The 12,722-nt window shown below is 42.4% G+C and carries 15 protein-coding genes; 9 read left to right on the plus strand and 6 right to left on the minus strand.

The genetic code is table 11. From position 1 onward, the window contains the following. Positions 1-196 precede the first annotated feature (196 nt). Positions 197-2,788 carry a valine--tRNA ligase gene (locus tag J2128_RS12520; RefSeq protein WP_209691796.1) on the plus strand — a complete coding sequence of 864 codons (2,592 nt, stop codon included), beginning with the start codon at positions 197-199 and terminating at the stop codon, positions 2,786-2,788. Between the two features lie 49 nt (positions 2,789-2,837). Here the strand turns inward: J2128_RS12520 and J2128_RS12925 are convergent, their stop codons facing one another. The 3 genes from J2128_RS12925 to J2128_RS12525 form a co-directional block, all read right to left on the minus strand. Beyond that, complete coding sequence (locus tag J2128_RS12925; RefSeq protein ID WP_281069319.1) at positions 2,838-2,972, minus strand: hypothetical protein; 135 nt, start codon at positions 2,970-2,972, stop codon at positions 2,838-2,840. A 98-nt stretch (positions 2,973-3,070) separates the two neighbouring features. Next, complete coding sequence (locus J2128_RS12930; RefSeq protein ID WP_281069320.1) at positions 3,071-3,199, minus strand: hypothetical protein; 129 nt, start codon at positions 3,197-3,199, stop codon at positions 3,071-3,073. Next, the gene (locus J2128_RS12525) at positions 3,196-3,753 is read right to left on the minus strand and encodes a hypothetical protein (protein ID WP_209691797.1); all 558 of its coding nucleotides are present in this window, start codon (positions 3,751-3,753) and stop codon (positions 3,196-3,198) included. Before J2128_RS12525 ends, J2128_RS12930 begins: the two co-directional genes overlap by 4 nt. 348 nt (positions 3,754-4,101) lie before the next feature. Between J2128_RS12525 and J2128_RS12530 the strand changes: the two genes are divergently transcribed. Continuing rightward, positions 4,102-4,617, plus strand: a complete 516-nt coding sequence (locus J2128_RS12530; protein ID WP_209691798.1) for a zinc ribbon domain-containing protein — start codon at positions 4,102-4,104, stop codon at positions 4,615-4,617. Positions 4,618-4,674: 57 nt separating this feature from the next. Here J2128_RS12530 and J2128_RS12535 read toward each other — a convergent pair whose 3' ends face one another. Genes J2128_RS12535 through J2128_RS12545 form a run of 3 tightly spaced genes read right to left on the minus strand, consistent with a single transcriptional unit; the run spans position 4,675 to position 7,375 of the window. Next, the gene (locus tag J2128_RS12535) at positions 4,675-6,072 is read right to left on the minus strand and encodes a PAS domain S-box protein (RefSeq protein ID WP_209691799.1); all 1,398 of its coding nucleotides are present in this window, start codon (positions 6,070-6,072) and stop codon (positions 4,675-4,677) included. Positions 6,073-6,089: 17 nt separating this feature from the next. Further along, positions 6,090-6,701: a dTMP kinase gene (gene tmk / locus J2128_RS12540; protein WP_209691800.1), complete on the minus strand. Its 612-nt coding sequence runs from the start codon at positions 6,699-6,701 to the stop codon at positions 6,090-6,092. Continuing rightward, positions 6,692-7,375 (minus strand): HisA/HisF-related TIM barrel protein, encoded by a 684-nt coding sequence (locus J2128_RS12545; protein ID WP_209691801.1) that lies wholly within the window; start codon positions 7,373-7,375, stop codon positions 6,692-6,694. The genes tmk and J2128_RS12545 overlap by 10 nt, the downstream gene beginning before the upstream one ends. A gap of 346 nt (positions 7,376-7,721) precedes the next feature. On the opposite strand from J2128_RS12545, the gene J2128_RS12550 reads away from it, so the two are divergent. The 7 genes from J2128_RS12550 to hisE all read left to right on the plus strand — a co-directional run bounded on the left by J2128_RS12550 (position 7,722) and on the right by hisE (position 12,510). Beyond that, the gene (locus J2128_RS12550) at positions 7,722-8,408 is read left to right on the plus strand and encodes a (5-formylfuran-3-yl)methyl phosphate synthase (protein WP_209691802.1); all 687 of its coding nucleotides are present in this window, start codon (positions 7,722-7,724) and stop codon (positions 8,406-8,408) included. Between the two features lie 9 nt (positions 8,409-8,417). Continuing rightward, the gene (gene guaB, locus J2128_RS12555; protein ID WP_209691803.1) at positions 8,418-9,881 is read left to right on the plus strand and encodes an IMP dehydrogenase; all 1,464 of its coding nucleotides are present in this window, start codon (positions 8,418-8,420) and stop codon (positions 9,879-9,881) included. Between the two features lie 39 nt (positions 9,882-9,920). Further along, positions 9,921-10,553 (plus strand): ArsR family transcriptional regulator, encoded by a 633-nt coding sequence (locus J2128_RS12560; RefSeq protein WP_209691804.1) that lies wholly within the window; start codon positions 9,921-9,923, stop codon positions 10,551-10,553. After that, the gene (locus tag J2128_RS12565; RefSeq protein WP_209691805.1) at positions 10,553-10,963 is read left to right on the plus strand and encodes a heat-shock protein Hsp90; all 411 of its coding nucleotides are present in this window, start codon (positions 10,553-10,555) and stop codon (positions 10,961-10,963) included. Before J2128_RS12560 ends, J2128_RS12565 begins: the two co-directional genes overlap by 1 nt. A gap of 74 nt (positions 10,964-11,037) precedes the next feature. Continuing rightward, complete coding sequence (locus J2128_RS12570; RefSeq protein ID WP_209691806.1) at positions 11,038-11,709, plus strand: MBL fold metallo-hydrolase; 672 nt, start codon at positions 11,038-11,040, stop codon at positions 11,707-11,709. 64 nt (positions 11,710-11,773) lie between these two features. Continuing rightward, positions 11,774-12,223, plus strand: a complete 450-nt coding sequence (locus J2128_RS12575; RefSeq protein WP_209691807.1) for a NusA-like transcription termination signal-binding factor — start codon at positions 11,774-11,776, stop codon at positions 12,221-12,223. After that, the gene (hisE, locus tag J2128_RS12580; protein WP_209691808.1) at positions 12,220-12,510 is read left to right on the plus strand and encodes a phosphoribosyl-ATP diphosphatase; all 291 of its coding nucleotides are present in this window, start codon (positions 12,220-12,222) and stop codon (positions 12,508-12,510) included. The genes J2128_RS12575 and hisE overlap by 4 nt, the downstream gene beginning before the upstream one ends. The last annotated feature ends 212 nt before the right edge of the window (positions 12,511-12,722 follow it).

Here is a 12,722-nt window from a genome sequence, read left to right on the forward strand (position 1 = left end):
GTGTTTGAATTCTTAGGAGAAAAGTGGCAGAATCCGGCAAGTAATACTGCACTTCGTATGCCGTTTTTTTAAGTTCAGGTTTATCCGTGGAGGAAGTTTTTTTCTGAAATTCTTTTTAAAAGACGTTAGCCTGGCTTGCCCATCCGGGACTTTTCAATCAATTATATGTCATACCAGAAACAAAATTTAAGGGAATATGTCTCAGCCAAAGGAAATTCCAAAAAATTATGATCCTATTGAGGTTGAAGAGCGGTGGATGAATACATGGAAGAAGGAGAACTATTATTTTGACAGACACTCCAAAAAACCGCAGTTTATAATTGATACGCCGCCGCCATACCCGACCGGAAATTTCCATATAGGAAACGCTTTCAACTGGTGCTATATCGATTTCATCGCCCGCTACAAGAGAATGTGCGGGTACAATGTTATGTTTCCTCAGGGCTGGGACTGCCACGGCCTTCCTACCGAGGTCAAGGTCGAGGAGCTTAACGGAATCACCAAAAACGACGTTCCCAGAGAAGAGTTCCGCAGGATGTGCAGGGAGCTGACCCTGCAGAACATCGAAAAAATGCGCAAGACGATGTGGCGCTGCGGGTTTTCAAACGACTGGTCAAACGAGTACATTACGATGATGCCCGAGTACTACAAAAAGACACAGTTGTCTTTTCTCAGGATGTACAAAAAGGGTGACATCTACCAGAGTGAGCATCCTGTAAATTTCTGTACCCGCTGTGAGACCGCCATTGCTTTTGCCGAGGTTTCATACGAGGACAGGACCACAAAATTAAACTTCTTTGATTTCGACGGTCTGGAGATAGCGACGACACGCCCGGAACTTCTGGCTGCCTGCGTTGCGGTTGCAGTGCATCCTGATGATAAAAGGTACAAAGATCTTGCAGGAAAGACGCTGAAAGTGCCTCTTTTCGGTCATGATGTAAAGGTGATAAAGGACGAGGCAGTCGACCCCGCTTTTGGAAGCGGTGCCGTTATGATCTGTACTTTCGGTGACAAGCAGGATGTTCACTGGTGGAAGCAGCACAAGCTTGATTTAAGAAAGGCTATTGACCGCTCGGGCAGGATGACGTCCATTGCAGGAAAATATTCCGGGATGAATTCAGCAGAATGCCGCGAGGCTATTCTTTCGGATATGAAGGAGCAGGGCATCCTGAAGCGCCAGGAGTCACTTGACCAGCGTGTCGGCACATGCTGGAGGTGCAAGACTCCTATAGAAATCCTTTCCGAGCGCCAGTGGTTTGTCAAAGTCCACAACGACGAAATTCTGAAGTCTGCGGATAAAATAAAGTGGACGCCTGAGCACATGAAGTCCCGCCTCGAGAACTGGGCTTCGCAGATGGAGTGGGACTGGTGCATTTCAAGGCAGAGAATTTTTGCAACACCGATACCGGTATGGTTCTGCAAAAAATGCGGTGAGGTAATCCTTCCTGATGAAGAGGACCTTCCTGTTGACCCGACCGTTGACAGGCCGAAGAGGCCGTGTCCCAGGTGCGGTTCGAATGAGTTTATTGGCGAGAAGGATGTCCTTGATACGTGGATGGACTCCTCCATCTCGGTTTTGAATGTCACAGGCTGGGACGGTACAAAGACTCCTGACCTTTTCCCTGCCCAGATCCGCCCGCAGGGACATGATATAATAAGGACATGGGCATTTTACACTATCCTTCGTGCAGGTGCCATTACGGGGCTTCCTCCCTGGGAGGAGATTCTTGTAAACGGTATGGTTCTCGGTGACGACGGTTTCAAGATGTCCAAGAGCCGGGGGAATGTAATATCACCGGAGGACGTCCTGAAAGACTACGGGGCCGACGCTTTCCGCCAGTGGAGTGCAAGCGGTGCGGCAACAGGACAGGACATCGTCTTCAGCTGGAACGATGTCATCGCAGCATCCCGTTTCCAGACCAAAATGTGGAATATCTGCCGCTTTGCAATGATGCAGCTTGAGAAGGGAGAGCCGGAGGACGACAGAGCATCCGTTCTTGCTGACCGCTGGTTAATGGACAAGCTCTCCAAAACGGAGAAGACTGTTACGGAGTGCCTTGATACGTACAACTTCAACGGTGCAGTCGGTTCGATACGCGAGTTTGCAAGGGAAGTTTTCGCCGACAACTACATCGAACTTGTAAAGGGCCGCCTTTACGGTGACGGAACAGGCCGTGGAAGTGCACTATACGCCCTGAGAACTTCTATAGATGCACTTTGCAGGATGCTTGCACCTTTTACACCTTTCTTTGCCGAGGAATGCTATAGTATACTTGCAGGAAAGAGTGTTCACGAGCAGTCATGGGTCAACCTTGACTTTGAGGATGCCCTGGCAGGAGAAGAGGGTGACCTTCTGGCAAAAGTGGTTTCTGAAGTCCGCCGCTACAAGCACGATTCCGGTCTTGCACTTAACGCACCTCTCGGTCATGTTGTGGTCTACTCCCCTTACAGGATAAACGACGGGGGGGATGCAGCTTCAGCTCTTAATGCAGACCTTGAGTGGAAGTGCGAGAAGCCAAAACTTATAAAATCCGTGTCTGACGTAAAGTTCAACTTCGGTGTCATCGGGCCTAAGTTCAGAAAGCAGGCCAATGCATACATGAATGCAATAAGAAACCTTTCAGAGGAAGAAAAGGTTAACCCCCCGAAGACGGTTGTCCTTGACGGCGTTGAAACGGAAGTTCTGGAGAACTCGTTTGAGCCTGTCTATTCAAACAGTGTCGCAGGCGAGAAGGTGGATGTCCTGACGCTTTCAGATGACGTCATTGTGACTATCCATAAGAATTAATAATTTTTTTCATATTATTAAAAAATCTTCTCGTATATTTTTTCTGGTTTTAGTTATCGCAATGATTTTTGTTATCTTCACCAAGTTCACGTTTTACACGAAGGTCTGGATCGCCTTTTCCCCAAGATTTTGGAGAAGGTGGAGGAGGAGATGACGTTTTATTACATTTATCGTCGTTTGCCATAATTAGCTCCTTCTTTAATTTGATCGCGAAGTGAACTGTCTCCTTGTCCCCATTGTGAAGAAGGAGGTTTTGGAGATGTATTTTTTTGGTTATTTCCTTTATCTTCTGTCATTTTGATCTTTCTCTTCTTTCTTTTTGCTTTTAATTTGCTCTCTGAGCGAATTATCACCTTCACCCCATGTAGGTTTTGGTGGTTGTTTTTCCTTTCTTTTGCCTGGTGTAGTCATTTTAGTAATAATACCTCAAATATGAATGATAGTATTAAAATCATTCCTATACCAAACATGAAAAGGCTATATTTAATGAAGTCTGCTTTTTTGTTTATTATTTCACTGTTATCTTTTATTGTTTTGGACAATTCTGTACCAATTGTTCCTATTAATTTTTTGTAGTTAATTGATGAATCCATGGCATATTTTGTTATAAGATTTTGTGTATTGGGAACATCATCTAATGTTTTTATGCAATATGCTTTGATACTGCAGATTATTGATACAGTTAAACATAATATTCCAAATATTAGTGAGAATCTAGAAACTAAAGATACTATATACTCTCCATTAAAAAACAACCAGTTATTTGTTGAAATTCCTAAGGCAGCTGAAAATAAGCTGAATATAATCCCTACAAATAAGATAGTATTACTAGCTTTATTATCTAATGAATTTAGCCTTTCAAGCTCTCTAAGGTGTCTTTGATAGATTAGATCAAAGATAAATTTGTCTTTTCCTAACTCTTTTATTTCAGTTAGATTATCTAAATTAGAAATTTCATTTGCCAAAAAGTAATTCCCTCAAACGGTCTATTTCCACAAGATCTTATTTAAATATATGTCTAGCGGTGTGAAAGTAAATTATTGCACTTTGTTTAAAAAAACATCTAGACTATTAATTATTCTATAAAACACAATTTTCGTAGAAGTATGCTTTTTGGTTACATTGTATTAAGTATTCTAAGTGATCTGAATACGAATGTTTTAGACAATTCATGCAACTATTATCTCATAACATCTATGTAATTCTAAAACTGTCACTTTCACACCCTGCGGGAATATTTTATTAACTTTTATGCTTAAACAGGAGGATTAACCAGTCTGTGACTGTCTTGAAAAAAGGAGATGAACAAAAATATGAAAAATGGAATCTGTCAGAGCTGCGGGATGCCTATGAAAAATGAAGAAGACTTCGGGACTGAGGCTGACGGCTCAAAATCAATGGAGTACTGCACCTACTGCTACCGGAACGGAAAGTTCACCGCACCTGATATCACAATCGATGAGATGGCTGAAAAAGGTGGTGCGATAATGTCTGAAATGTTTGAAATCCCGGTGGAAAATGCTGTTGCGTTTTCAAAGGAACAGTTGTCTGGTCTAAAAAGGTGGGCGGGAAGAGATATTCCCTTATGTGAAAGCTGCGGGATGCCTATGAAAAACGATGAGGAGTTCGGGACTGAAGCTGATGGCTCAAAATCAATGGAGTACTGCACTTATTGCTACCGGAACGGAAAATTCATCGAACCTGACATGACAATAGATGAGGCCGTATCCAAATATGCACCCGCTATGGCAAAAGGACTTAATATGCCCTTGGACAAAGCGAAAATAATGGTTAAAACATACCTGTCGTCGCTTCCGCGCTGGCAGTAATAAAAATTGCCCTGATAAATCATTTTAAAAAATTTTTGAAAAATATGTTGCGTTTGCTTATTTTTTATCAAATTTGTATTTTGCATTCATCTGTAGCATATTAAGCTGGGTTTCATATTTTGACCATGCATTGTCGAATACCAGCAGTTTTTTTTCCGCATGCCTCGTAAGCATTGCAACCTGCTGAAATTCACTGTCCCTCAACTTGTCCGGGTTCTTTTCGACGTATTTCACTATGCCGTAAAGTGCTGTCCTGATATCTCCTATTGCCGTATGGATATTTTTTATGAGGGTTCTGTTTTTCATGAATTCGTCGTATATCACGCCTGTTTTCTGCCTGGCCTCCTGCATTTCCGTAATGTCACGCATAACGGTTATCATATGAGAAGTTTTGCCATTTGTTTCAAGAGGGATAAACTTAAAAAGCATATACATGCAGTCTTTGCCGCTGCCGTATTTTCTGACCTGTTTTACTTCCCTTGCATTTTTGAACAGTTCTTCGTATACGTTTACATTTGCGATTTTGGAGAACTGCGGGATTTCATATACAGGACGTGAAAGCTGGAATTTGCTCATGGAAAGGCGTTTTGCAAAAATAGCGAATTTCTGGTTGTAGTGGGTAATCTCCATCTCGGTGTTGAGGACAAATACTATATCATCAAGGGAGTTGAGTACTTTTGCAAAGATTACATCTATATCCTTCACTGCAAATTCAACTTCTCCTGTCTCTTTTTTGAATACCAGTATCTGCTCATCGAAATTGTCCCCGAAACTCTCAAGAAAACCAGTAAATATGGACACTCTCTGTGTTTTGCCGTTTGAAAGTTTTATAAGGACTTTGTCAGGCCAAATCCTGATGTCTTCATCACCACTGTTCTTTTCGGTTGTATCAATAAGCGAGAGAAATTTTCTGCCGATAAGTTCGTTTTTTCTGAAGCCCGTGAAAAATTCCATTTCTTTATTTATCCTCGTTATAGCTCCTCTTTTGTTTATTGTGATTGCAGGAGCCGGGATATTGTTAAGGCCGGTTTCGGCAGGGTCTATGTTTGCCTCGTCTCTGCTCTGGCGCATCTTCTCTTCAGCTATATGCCTGTTTATGGCGAGAGTCACTGATTTTATGAGTTCGGCCTCGCTGAAGGGCTTGAGGACAACTACCGGGTTATTGAGCTTTTTGATCCTTTTTAAAAGCGAAATGTCATTGTCGCCGACAATGAACATAACAGGCACCCTGTAGTTTTCTATAATTTTGGAGGCAGCCTCTATTGAGCTGGCACTGCCCGATATTCCTATTTTCATAAGGACGAGATCAGGTCTTTCCGAGCCTGCCTGTTGTATTGCGTCAAGTGCATCTATGATGATGCCGGAGACTTCAAAATTGTTCTTTCTAAGGATAGCTTTGGTTACGATTGCATCCGAAACATCATCATTTACAATCAGGATTTTTTGTGTAGCCATTGGAAAACTCCATAAAATTAATTAATACGGGCTATTTTTGATTTTTTACGTATAATCTCTGAAACAAAGTCCAAAATCTCTTTTTTGTCCTTTTTTGCATCGATTACTATAAAGCGTTCGGGGTTTTTTTCAGCCAGTTCAAGGTAATTTGCCTGAACATTTTCAAGTACCGCCCTGCACTCAAAATGCTCTTTTTCAATATTTTTGCCGTTTATTCTTTCAAGCGACTCTTCTACGGGAAGCATCAGGAGAAACGTCAGGTCGGGAGATATCGTCCAGCCGTTGTGAATGTCCTCAAGCCATTTTTTTGGGTCTTTCACAAGACCTTTCAGGGTTTCGGACTGGTATGCGTATCTTGAGTCCGTGTACCTGTCTGAGACAACAAGCCTTCCTTCTTTCAGGGCAGGTCTAATGACAGTGTCAAGGTGCGCCGCGTGGTCTGCCACGAAGAGGAGAGCCTCTGCAACCGGATTTATTTTCTCCTTTATCCCTCGCCTTACCTGTTCTCCTATCCATGTTGCTCCGGGTTCCCGTGTAAATACAGGGTTTAAATCCTTTAATTTCTCTGCAAGACCCTGTAGAAGGGTGGATTTTCCGCTTCCGTCAATACCTTCAACCGTTACCAGCATATTTCTCCTTCCGCCAGAATTTCCTTTGGAATTCTGCCTTTATGAACAGCGGTCGTTATTATAGCACCGTCGTAACCTGCATCGTAAAGACGTTTCAGGTCTTCCATGTCGTATACCCCTCCTCCGTATAGAAGCTCCTTTGAATAGGATTTCCTTATACTTTCGATATCCAGACCTCCCATCCTGTCCTCAGACCCGACGCTTGACAGGTTCATTACGATGCCGCCGTTGAAATTCCATTCATTGCAGGCTGAAAAAACTTCTGCAGGTAATTTTTTTGACGGGTATGTTTTTTTGTCCCTGACGACTATGCTGAAATAATCAAAGGAGCCCGTGGGGAAATTTTTCTGTTCCTCTGTACAGGTCTCTGAACTGATAACACTTTTAAGCCAGTTTTCTTTTATTGCGTCTTCAGGTTTTTTTGCACCCCTGTTGATTATTGCGGTGCCGGTCAGACCCCTGCATGCAAGGATTTCACTGTTATTGTTTCCTGTCCCCTCAATCATGTTAAGATCAGCAAAATAAACGTTCTTTGCGCCCATTTCCTGTATATATTTGCAGGGGACTGTGGACTTTGCAATGCCCCAGTCCAGTGGGCGGTATTCAGAGCGTCTTCCTTTATAGCCGTGGACGACATTTCCGTTGAGAATGTCTACGGCGAGAAAAATTTTCATAAATAAAACACCTGAATTTTTGCCATGTTATTATATCTCGTAATGAATACAAATAATTGTGGTTTTGAAACGGTCTATTTTATAAAGAAATTAATATTTTGACAATTGCCCGGACAATACTGGAATTTTGTATCATTGGATACTTTCTTTGTTGTGGTTGATGATTACACGGAATAGAGGGGAAAGGGGGGCAGAATATTTTTTTGAAAATCAGTTTTTTGCCCCTGGCTTTAAGGCGTTCATCGTATATGCCGGTTCCTGAGAACCGGTAAGAAGTGGTATTTGCAGTTTATCCCGATGCATAGATATAAAAATCACTAATTATGTGAAATGCTAAAAAATAAGTATGGATTTGCTAGTTAGTCCGTCAAGCGCAGAAGAAGCCAGGTATGCGCTTTCAGCTGACATAATTGATGTAAAAAAGCCTTCTGAGGGCTCCCTTGGTGCGAATTTTCCATGGGTTATTTCGGAAATAAAAAATATGAGCAAAAAGCCGGTCAGTGCAGCTATCGGAGATTTCGGGTTTCTGCCCGGGGGAGCCTCCCAGGCTGCGTTTGGTGCTGCCTGCGCGGGGGCGGATTATATAAAAGTCGGTCTCAAGTTTGACGGGGAGGAAAAAGCGTTTGATTTTATACGCGATGTAACAAAGGCCGTTAAGTGGAGATTCCCAGAAAAGATTGTTGTGGCGGCAGCTTATGCTGATTCCGGCCGTGTAGACTCAATTTCTCCTTTTGATATGGCACCTATTGCCGCGAAGGCCGGTGCTGATGTGGCAATGATAGACACAGCTGTAAAAGACGGCAAAGGTCTGTTTGATTTTCTTAATAAAGAAGAACTCGCTAAATTTACTGAAAATAATCGTAAACTTGGTTTAAAAACCGCGCTTGCAGGTTCTCTTAAATTTAATGACCTTACTGTATTAAAGAAGATAAATCCTGAGATTATCGGTGTAAGGGGTATGGTGTGCGGGGGGGACCGCAGTGCAGTTATCAGAGAGGAGTTAGTGCAAAAAGCTATGGCTATGGTCAGGTGAATAATTTATATGTATACTGAAAAACTGAACATGAAAACCGGTTACACTTTTGACGATGTTCTGTTGATTCCAGCGGCGTCCTCCGTTGAGCCAAGTGAAGCCAATGTCAATTCACGTTTTTCAAGGAATATAAACCTTACAATACCCCTCGTATCAGCGGCGATGGACACCGTGACGGAGTCTCATATGGCTGTTGCACTTGCACGTGCCGGGAGCATAGGCGTTTTGCACAGGAACATGACGGCCGAGCGCGAGGTTGATGAGGTTTTACTTGTCAAGCAGGCCGGGGATTTCATCGAACGTGACGTTTTAACTGTGAAGTCCAATGCAACAGTCTCTGATGTTGATAACCTGATGAAAGAGAGAAACATCGGCGGTCTTCCGGTAATGGAAGGCGGAAAGATAATAGGAATCGTTTCGAGGCGTGACCTCCGGGGAATAATTCCCTCCCGTTCATCAGAGAATATAAAAAATGTCATGACCAAAAGCCCGATAACGGTTCAGGAGCCTGTTAAAATTGAAGACGCCCTTGAGGTTATGTATTCAAACAAGGTTGAGCGTCTTCCTGTTGTAAACTCTTCTGGTTCCCTTATCGGTATAATCACAATGCAGGATATTCTTGAGAAACAGCAGTACCCTAATGCAAATCTGGATGACGACGGAAATCTCCGTGTTGCTGCAGCTGTAGGTCCTTTTGATCTGAAGAGGGCGAAGATGCTGGATGATGCCGGTGCTGATGCTCTTATTGCCGACTGCGCCCATGGTCATAACCTGAATGTTGTCAGGTCCGTAAAGGAGATGAAAAAATCCGTATCCTGTGATGTCATTGCGGGTAATATCGCTACAGGAAAAGCAGCGGAAGAACTTGCGGATTCTGTAGACGGGCTTAAGGTCGGTATCGGCCCCGGGTCCATATGCACGACAAGGGTTGTAGCAGGTGTGGGTGTTCCGCAGATTACCGCAATTGCTTCTGTTGCTGAAGTATCCCGCGAGTGTGATTTGCCGGTTATTGCAGACGGCGGTATCAGGTACAGCGGTGACATTGCAAAAGCCATTGCGGCAGGAGCTGACTGCGTTATGATGGGAAGCCTTTTTGCAGGGACAGATGAAGCTCCTGGACGAGTGATAGCAATAAAGGGACGCAGGTACAAACAGTACCGCGGCATGGGCTCACTTGGTGTGATGACCGGAGGCCAGTCCAGCGACAGGTATTTCCAGAAGAATATCGGGCAGAACAAGTATGTTCCCGAAGGAATTGAAGGAGCGACACCCTATGTCGGTTCTGTTTCCGAGGTAATCTACCAGCTTGTCGGCGGCCTTAAATCCGCTATGGGCTACACCGGATCTGCGACTATTAAAGATTTGAAAGAAAAAAGCAGATTTCTAAAAATTACGTCCGCAGGGCAGATTGAAAGTCATCCTCATGATATTCTTATCACTGATGAGGCACCTAATTACAGATTGTCAAGTTAGATAATATTATTATATTTTGAATACTAACTTTAGGTATATATGCTGGAGGGTGAAGATGTCTCCCGCATGCTCGATATTCTCGGCAATAAAAACCGCCGGAGAATAATTCAGCTTTTGCGGCAAAAACCCTGTTTTGTTACAGAAATTTCTGACAGGCTTATGATAAGTCCCAAGGCTGTTATTGAGCATCTCCAGATGATGGAGCGGGAAAAGATACTTGAATACAAAAGCGATATCAACAGGAGGAAGTATTACTATCTTTCACACGACTTTCAGGTAATGATAAATCTTGAGGATGGGGCCGCTTCAGTATCTTTGCATATCCCCGGAAATAAGGGTGATGAAAAGGATAACTCCGGGCACATATTTGAACAAATCCGAAAAATCCAGGCTCTGCTGAGATCCCGTGAGAATCTCCTTTCCGATTTGGAATATCTTGAAAGAGACCTGGACAAAAAAGTCCGGGAATTAAAAACCTCCTGCAAAGGAATATTAGACAGTGAGACAGAGTTAAACTTAGTACTTGCATTGGCAGGTTATGAAATGGACATAGGATCTCTTGAGGAGTTTTTTGAGGACTCAGAAACCGAGTTGTCTGATGCTTTGAACAGTCTTATGACCAAAGGTATCGTGAAGCGAACAGGCGACCTTTACAGGGTGTGTGAACTATAATGGCAAACGAACCAAACGACGACGTATTTAAGAACCTTGCAAAAGTTATGGAGGATATAATAAGCAGTCTCCCATTCGATGAGAATGCACGTTTTGTAGGGTGCACAATAATTTCAGGTCATAGTGGCGATGAGCCTCCCCGCATTTTTCAGATGGACGGTTCTGAAAAGGCCAACAGTGAAAAACTGGAATATGAGGTTCTTGAGGGGCCTGATAAAGTATACGTGACGGCAAGGCTTCCGGTTGATGTCATTACTATGCCATATATTGACGTCCAGCCGGAGATTGTGCGCATATGCTTTGGTGATAATGAAAATACAATAAAACTGCCTTGTATGGTTCATGCGGGGCAGAGTGTCAGCAATGTCAAAAACGGTGTTATTGATATCGTCTGCGATAAGATATGCTGACAAATTATCAACTCTTTTTAGTTTTAAAAAAATAAAAGGTATAAAGCATAATCAGGCCTTAAACAATTCTTTTGATGTTTAGGATAACTGAAGTTTACAATAACCTGTGTTTTGACAAAAGTTTTATTCCCGATTTCGGGTTTTCATGCTTTATTGAAGGGCAGGGTATACTGTTTGATACAGGCGCCAAAACTGAGATATTATACAACAACCTTTCCGTGGCAGGTATCGGTAAAAACCAGATAAATGCAGTTTTTCTGTCACATGATCACTGGGACCATAACGGTGGTCTTTCCGTAATTGAAAAACTTAATAATCAGGGCAAAAAAATAAAATCTTATGCACTTTCCTCTTTTTCAGGTGAGACTCTTGATTACCTATCAGAAAACAGTGATCTGCATATCGTAAAGTCATATGAAGAGATTGTTCCGGGGATTTTTTCAACAGGTCCGCTTGGAGATGAAACTGTTGAACAGTCCCTTTTTATGAGATCGAAAAACGGCTTTGTTGTCGTTTCAGGCTGTTCGCATCCTCATATCGAAAATATTCTTTCTTTTGTGAGAAATCATGGTTCTGTCTATGGCCTTATAGGTGGTCTTCATGACGTATCTGACTGTGATCTGAAATCTCTTTCGGGGATTTTTTATCTTGCGCCTTCGCACTGCACAAAACGTATTGACGAGATAAGGTCGTTATATGAAAAGTCCTTCAGGAAAGGCGGGGTGGGCTGCCTGCATCTGTTTTAGCTTCATATTAAAATATGCCAACAGATTTAATGAAAAAGATGTCAATACAATACCAGAGCAATGAATGCAATCGACAATTGGATTTAAAGAGAGAAGATATATTGAAGAGTTGAGAATTGTCACAAAATCAACTGCACTTGACTGCGTTATGGATGATACATATGACAGAATAATATATGTTATAAAAAAGGGTGATATGGGGTTTGCGATAGGAAAAGACGGCGTGAACATAAAAAAACTTCAGAAAATCCTTGGCAAAAGAATAGAGATGGTTGAAGAAAACAGCGATATAAAAGGTTTTATTGAAAATATCTTCAAACCTGCTCATATTGGGGATGTCAGGGCCGACGAGGAATCCCATAAGCTCAATGTTTACGTTGAAAGCAAATCTGATTTAGGTATTGCAATCGGTAAAAACGGGTGCAATGTTGAAAAAGCACGTATTCTTACACGCAGGTATTTTAGGAAGGAAATTGGAGAAATTTTTTACGAGGAAGGTTGTGAAGGTAAATGAATACTGATATTTTTGAGGAAATCTGGAATACTATTTGTACCCGGGTGGAAAATCCTCCTGAAAAGAGTTATGTTGTTGATATTCTGACTCACAGAAAAGGGATTGACAAGGCTTTGGAGAAGGTCGGCGAGGAGGCAACGGAATTTATAATAGCCGCAAAAAACGATGACTATGAGCAGAAGGTCTATGAAGCCGCTGATTTGTTTTTTCACCTGATGCTTGCCCTCCGCGGGTGCAATGTTGAGTTCTCGGATGTTATTGCAGAGCTTGAAAGACGGCGCAAGTGAAAATTTATTTCTTTGCCCTGACCTGTATTTTTTATCCTTTCTTTTTTGCATAGTCCGAATTGCGATTTGCGCGATGTGGGAAATTTAAGTAAAAAACCTTCAGATAACGGTTATTGTGGGTGGTGTGTGCGTGCAATATTGTTGGAAATGTGCAACAAATAGGGAAGGTTTATAAGTTGCAAAAGACCACATTGTAAGGCCGAAGTATTCAG

Source organism: Methanomicrobium sp. W14 (assembly GCF_017875315.1).
In the GTDB taxonomy this organism is placed as follows: Archaea; Halobacteriota; Methanomicrobia; order Methanomicrobiales; family Methanomicrobiaceae; genus Methanomicrobium.

Coding starts and splice junctions, on each gene's coding strand:
- J2128_RS12520 (WP_209691796.1), top strand. CDS start 197: ATGTCTCAGCCAAAGGAAATTCCAAAAAATTATGATCCTATTGAGGTT.
- J2128_RS12925 (WP_281069319.1), bottom strand. CDS start 2,972: ATGGCAAACGACGATAAATGTAATAAAACGTCATCTCCTCCTCCACCT.
- J2128_RS12930 (WP_281069320.1), bottom strand. CDS start 3,199: ATGACTACACCAGGCAAAAGAAAGGAAAAACAACCACCAAAACCTACA.
- J2128_RS12530 (WP_209691798.1), top strand. CDS start 4,102: ATGAAAAATGGAATCTGTCAGAGCTGCGGGATGCCTATGAAAAATGAA.
- J2128_RS12535 (WP_209691799.1), bottom strand. CDS start 6,072: ATGGCTACACAAAAAATCCTGATTGTAAATGATGATGTTTCGGATGCA.
- tmk (WP_209691800.1), bottom strand. CDS start 6,701: ATGCTGGTAACGGTTGAAGGTATTGACGGAAGCGGAAAATCCACCCTT.
- J2128_RS12545 (WP_209691801.1), bottom strand. CDS start 7,375: ATGAAAATTTTTCTCGCCGTAGACATTCTCAACGGAAATGTCGTCCAC.
- J2128_RS12550 (WP_209691802.1), top strand. CDS start 7,722: ATGGATTTGCTAGTTAGTCCGTCAAGCGCAGAAGAAGCCAGGTATGCG.
- guaB (WP_209691803.1), top strand. CDS start 8,418: ATGTATACTGAAAAACTGAACATGAAAACCGGTTACACTTTTGACGAT.
- J2128_RS12560 (WP_209691804.1), top strand. CDS start 9,921: ATGCTGGAGGGTGAAGATGTCTCCCGCATGCTCGATATTCTCGGCAAT.
- J2128_RS12565 (WP_209691805.1), top strand. CDS start 10,553: ATGGCAAACGAACCAAACGACGACGTATTTAAGAACCTTGCAAAAGTT.
- J2128_RS12570 (WP_209691806.1), top strand. CDS start 11,038: ATGTTTAGGATAACTGAAGTTTACAATAACCTGTGTTTTGACAAAAGT.
- J2128_RS12575 (WP_209691807.1), top strand. CDS start 11,774: ATGCAATCGACAATTGGATTTAAAGAGAGAAGATATATTGAAGAGTTG.
- hisE (WP_209691808.1), top strand. CDS start 12,220: ATGAATACTGATATTTTTGAGGAAATCTGGAATACTATTTGTACCCGG.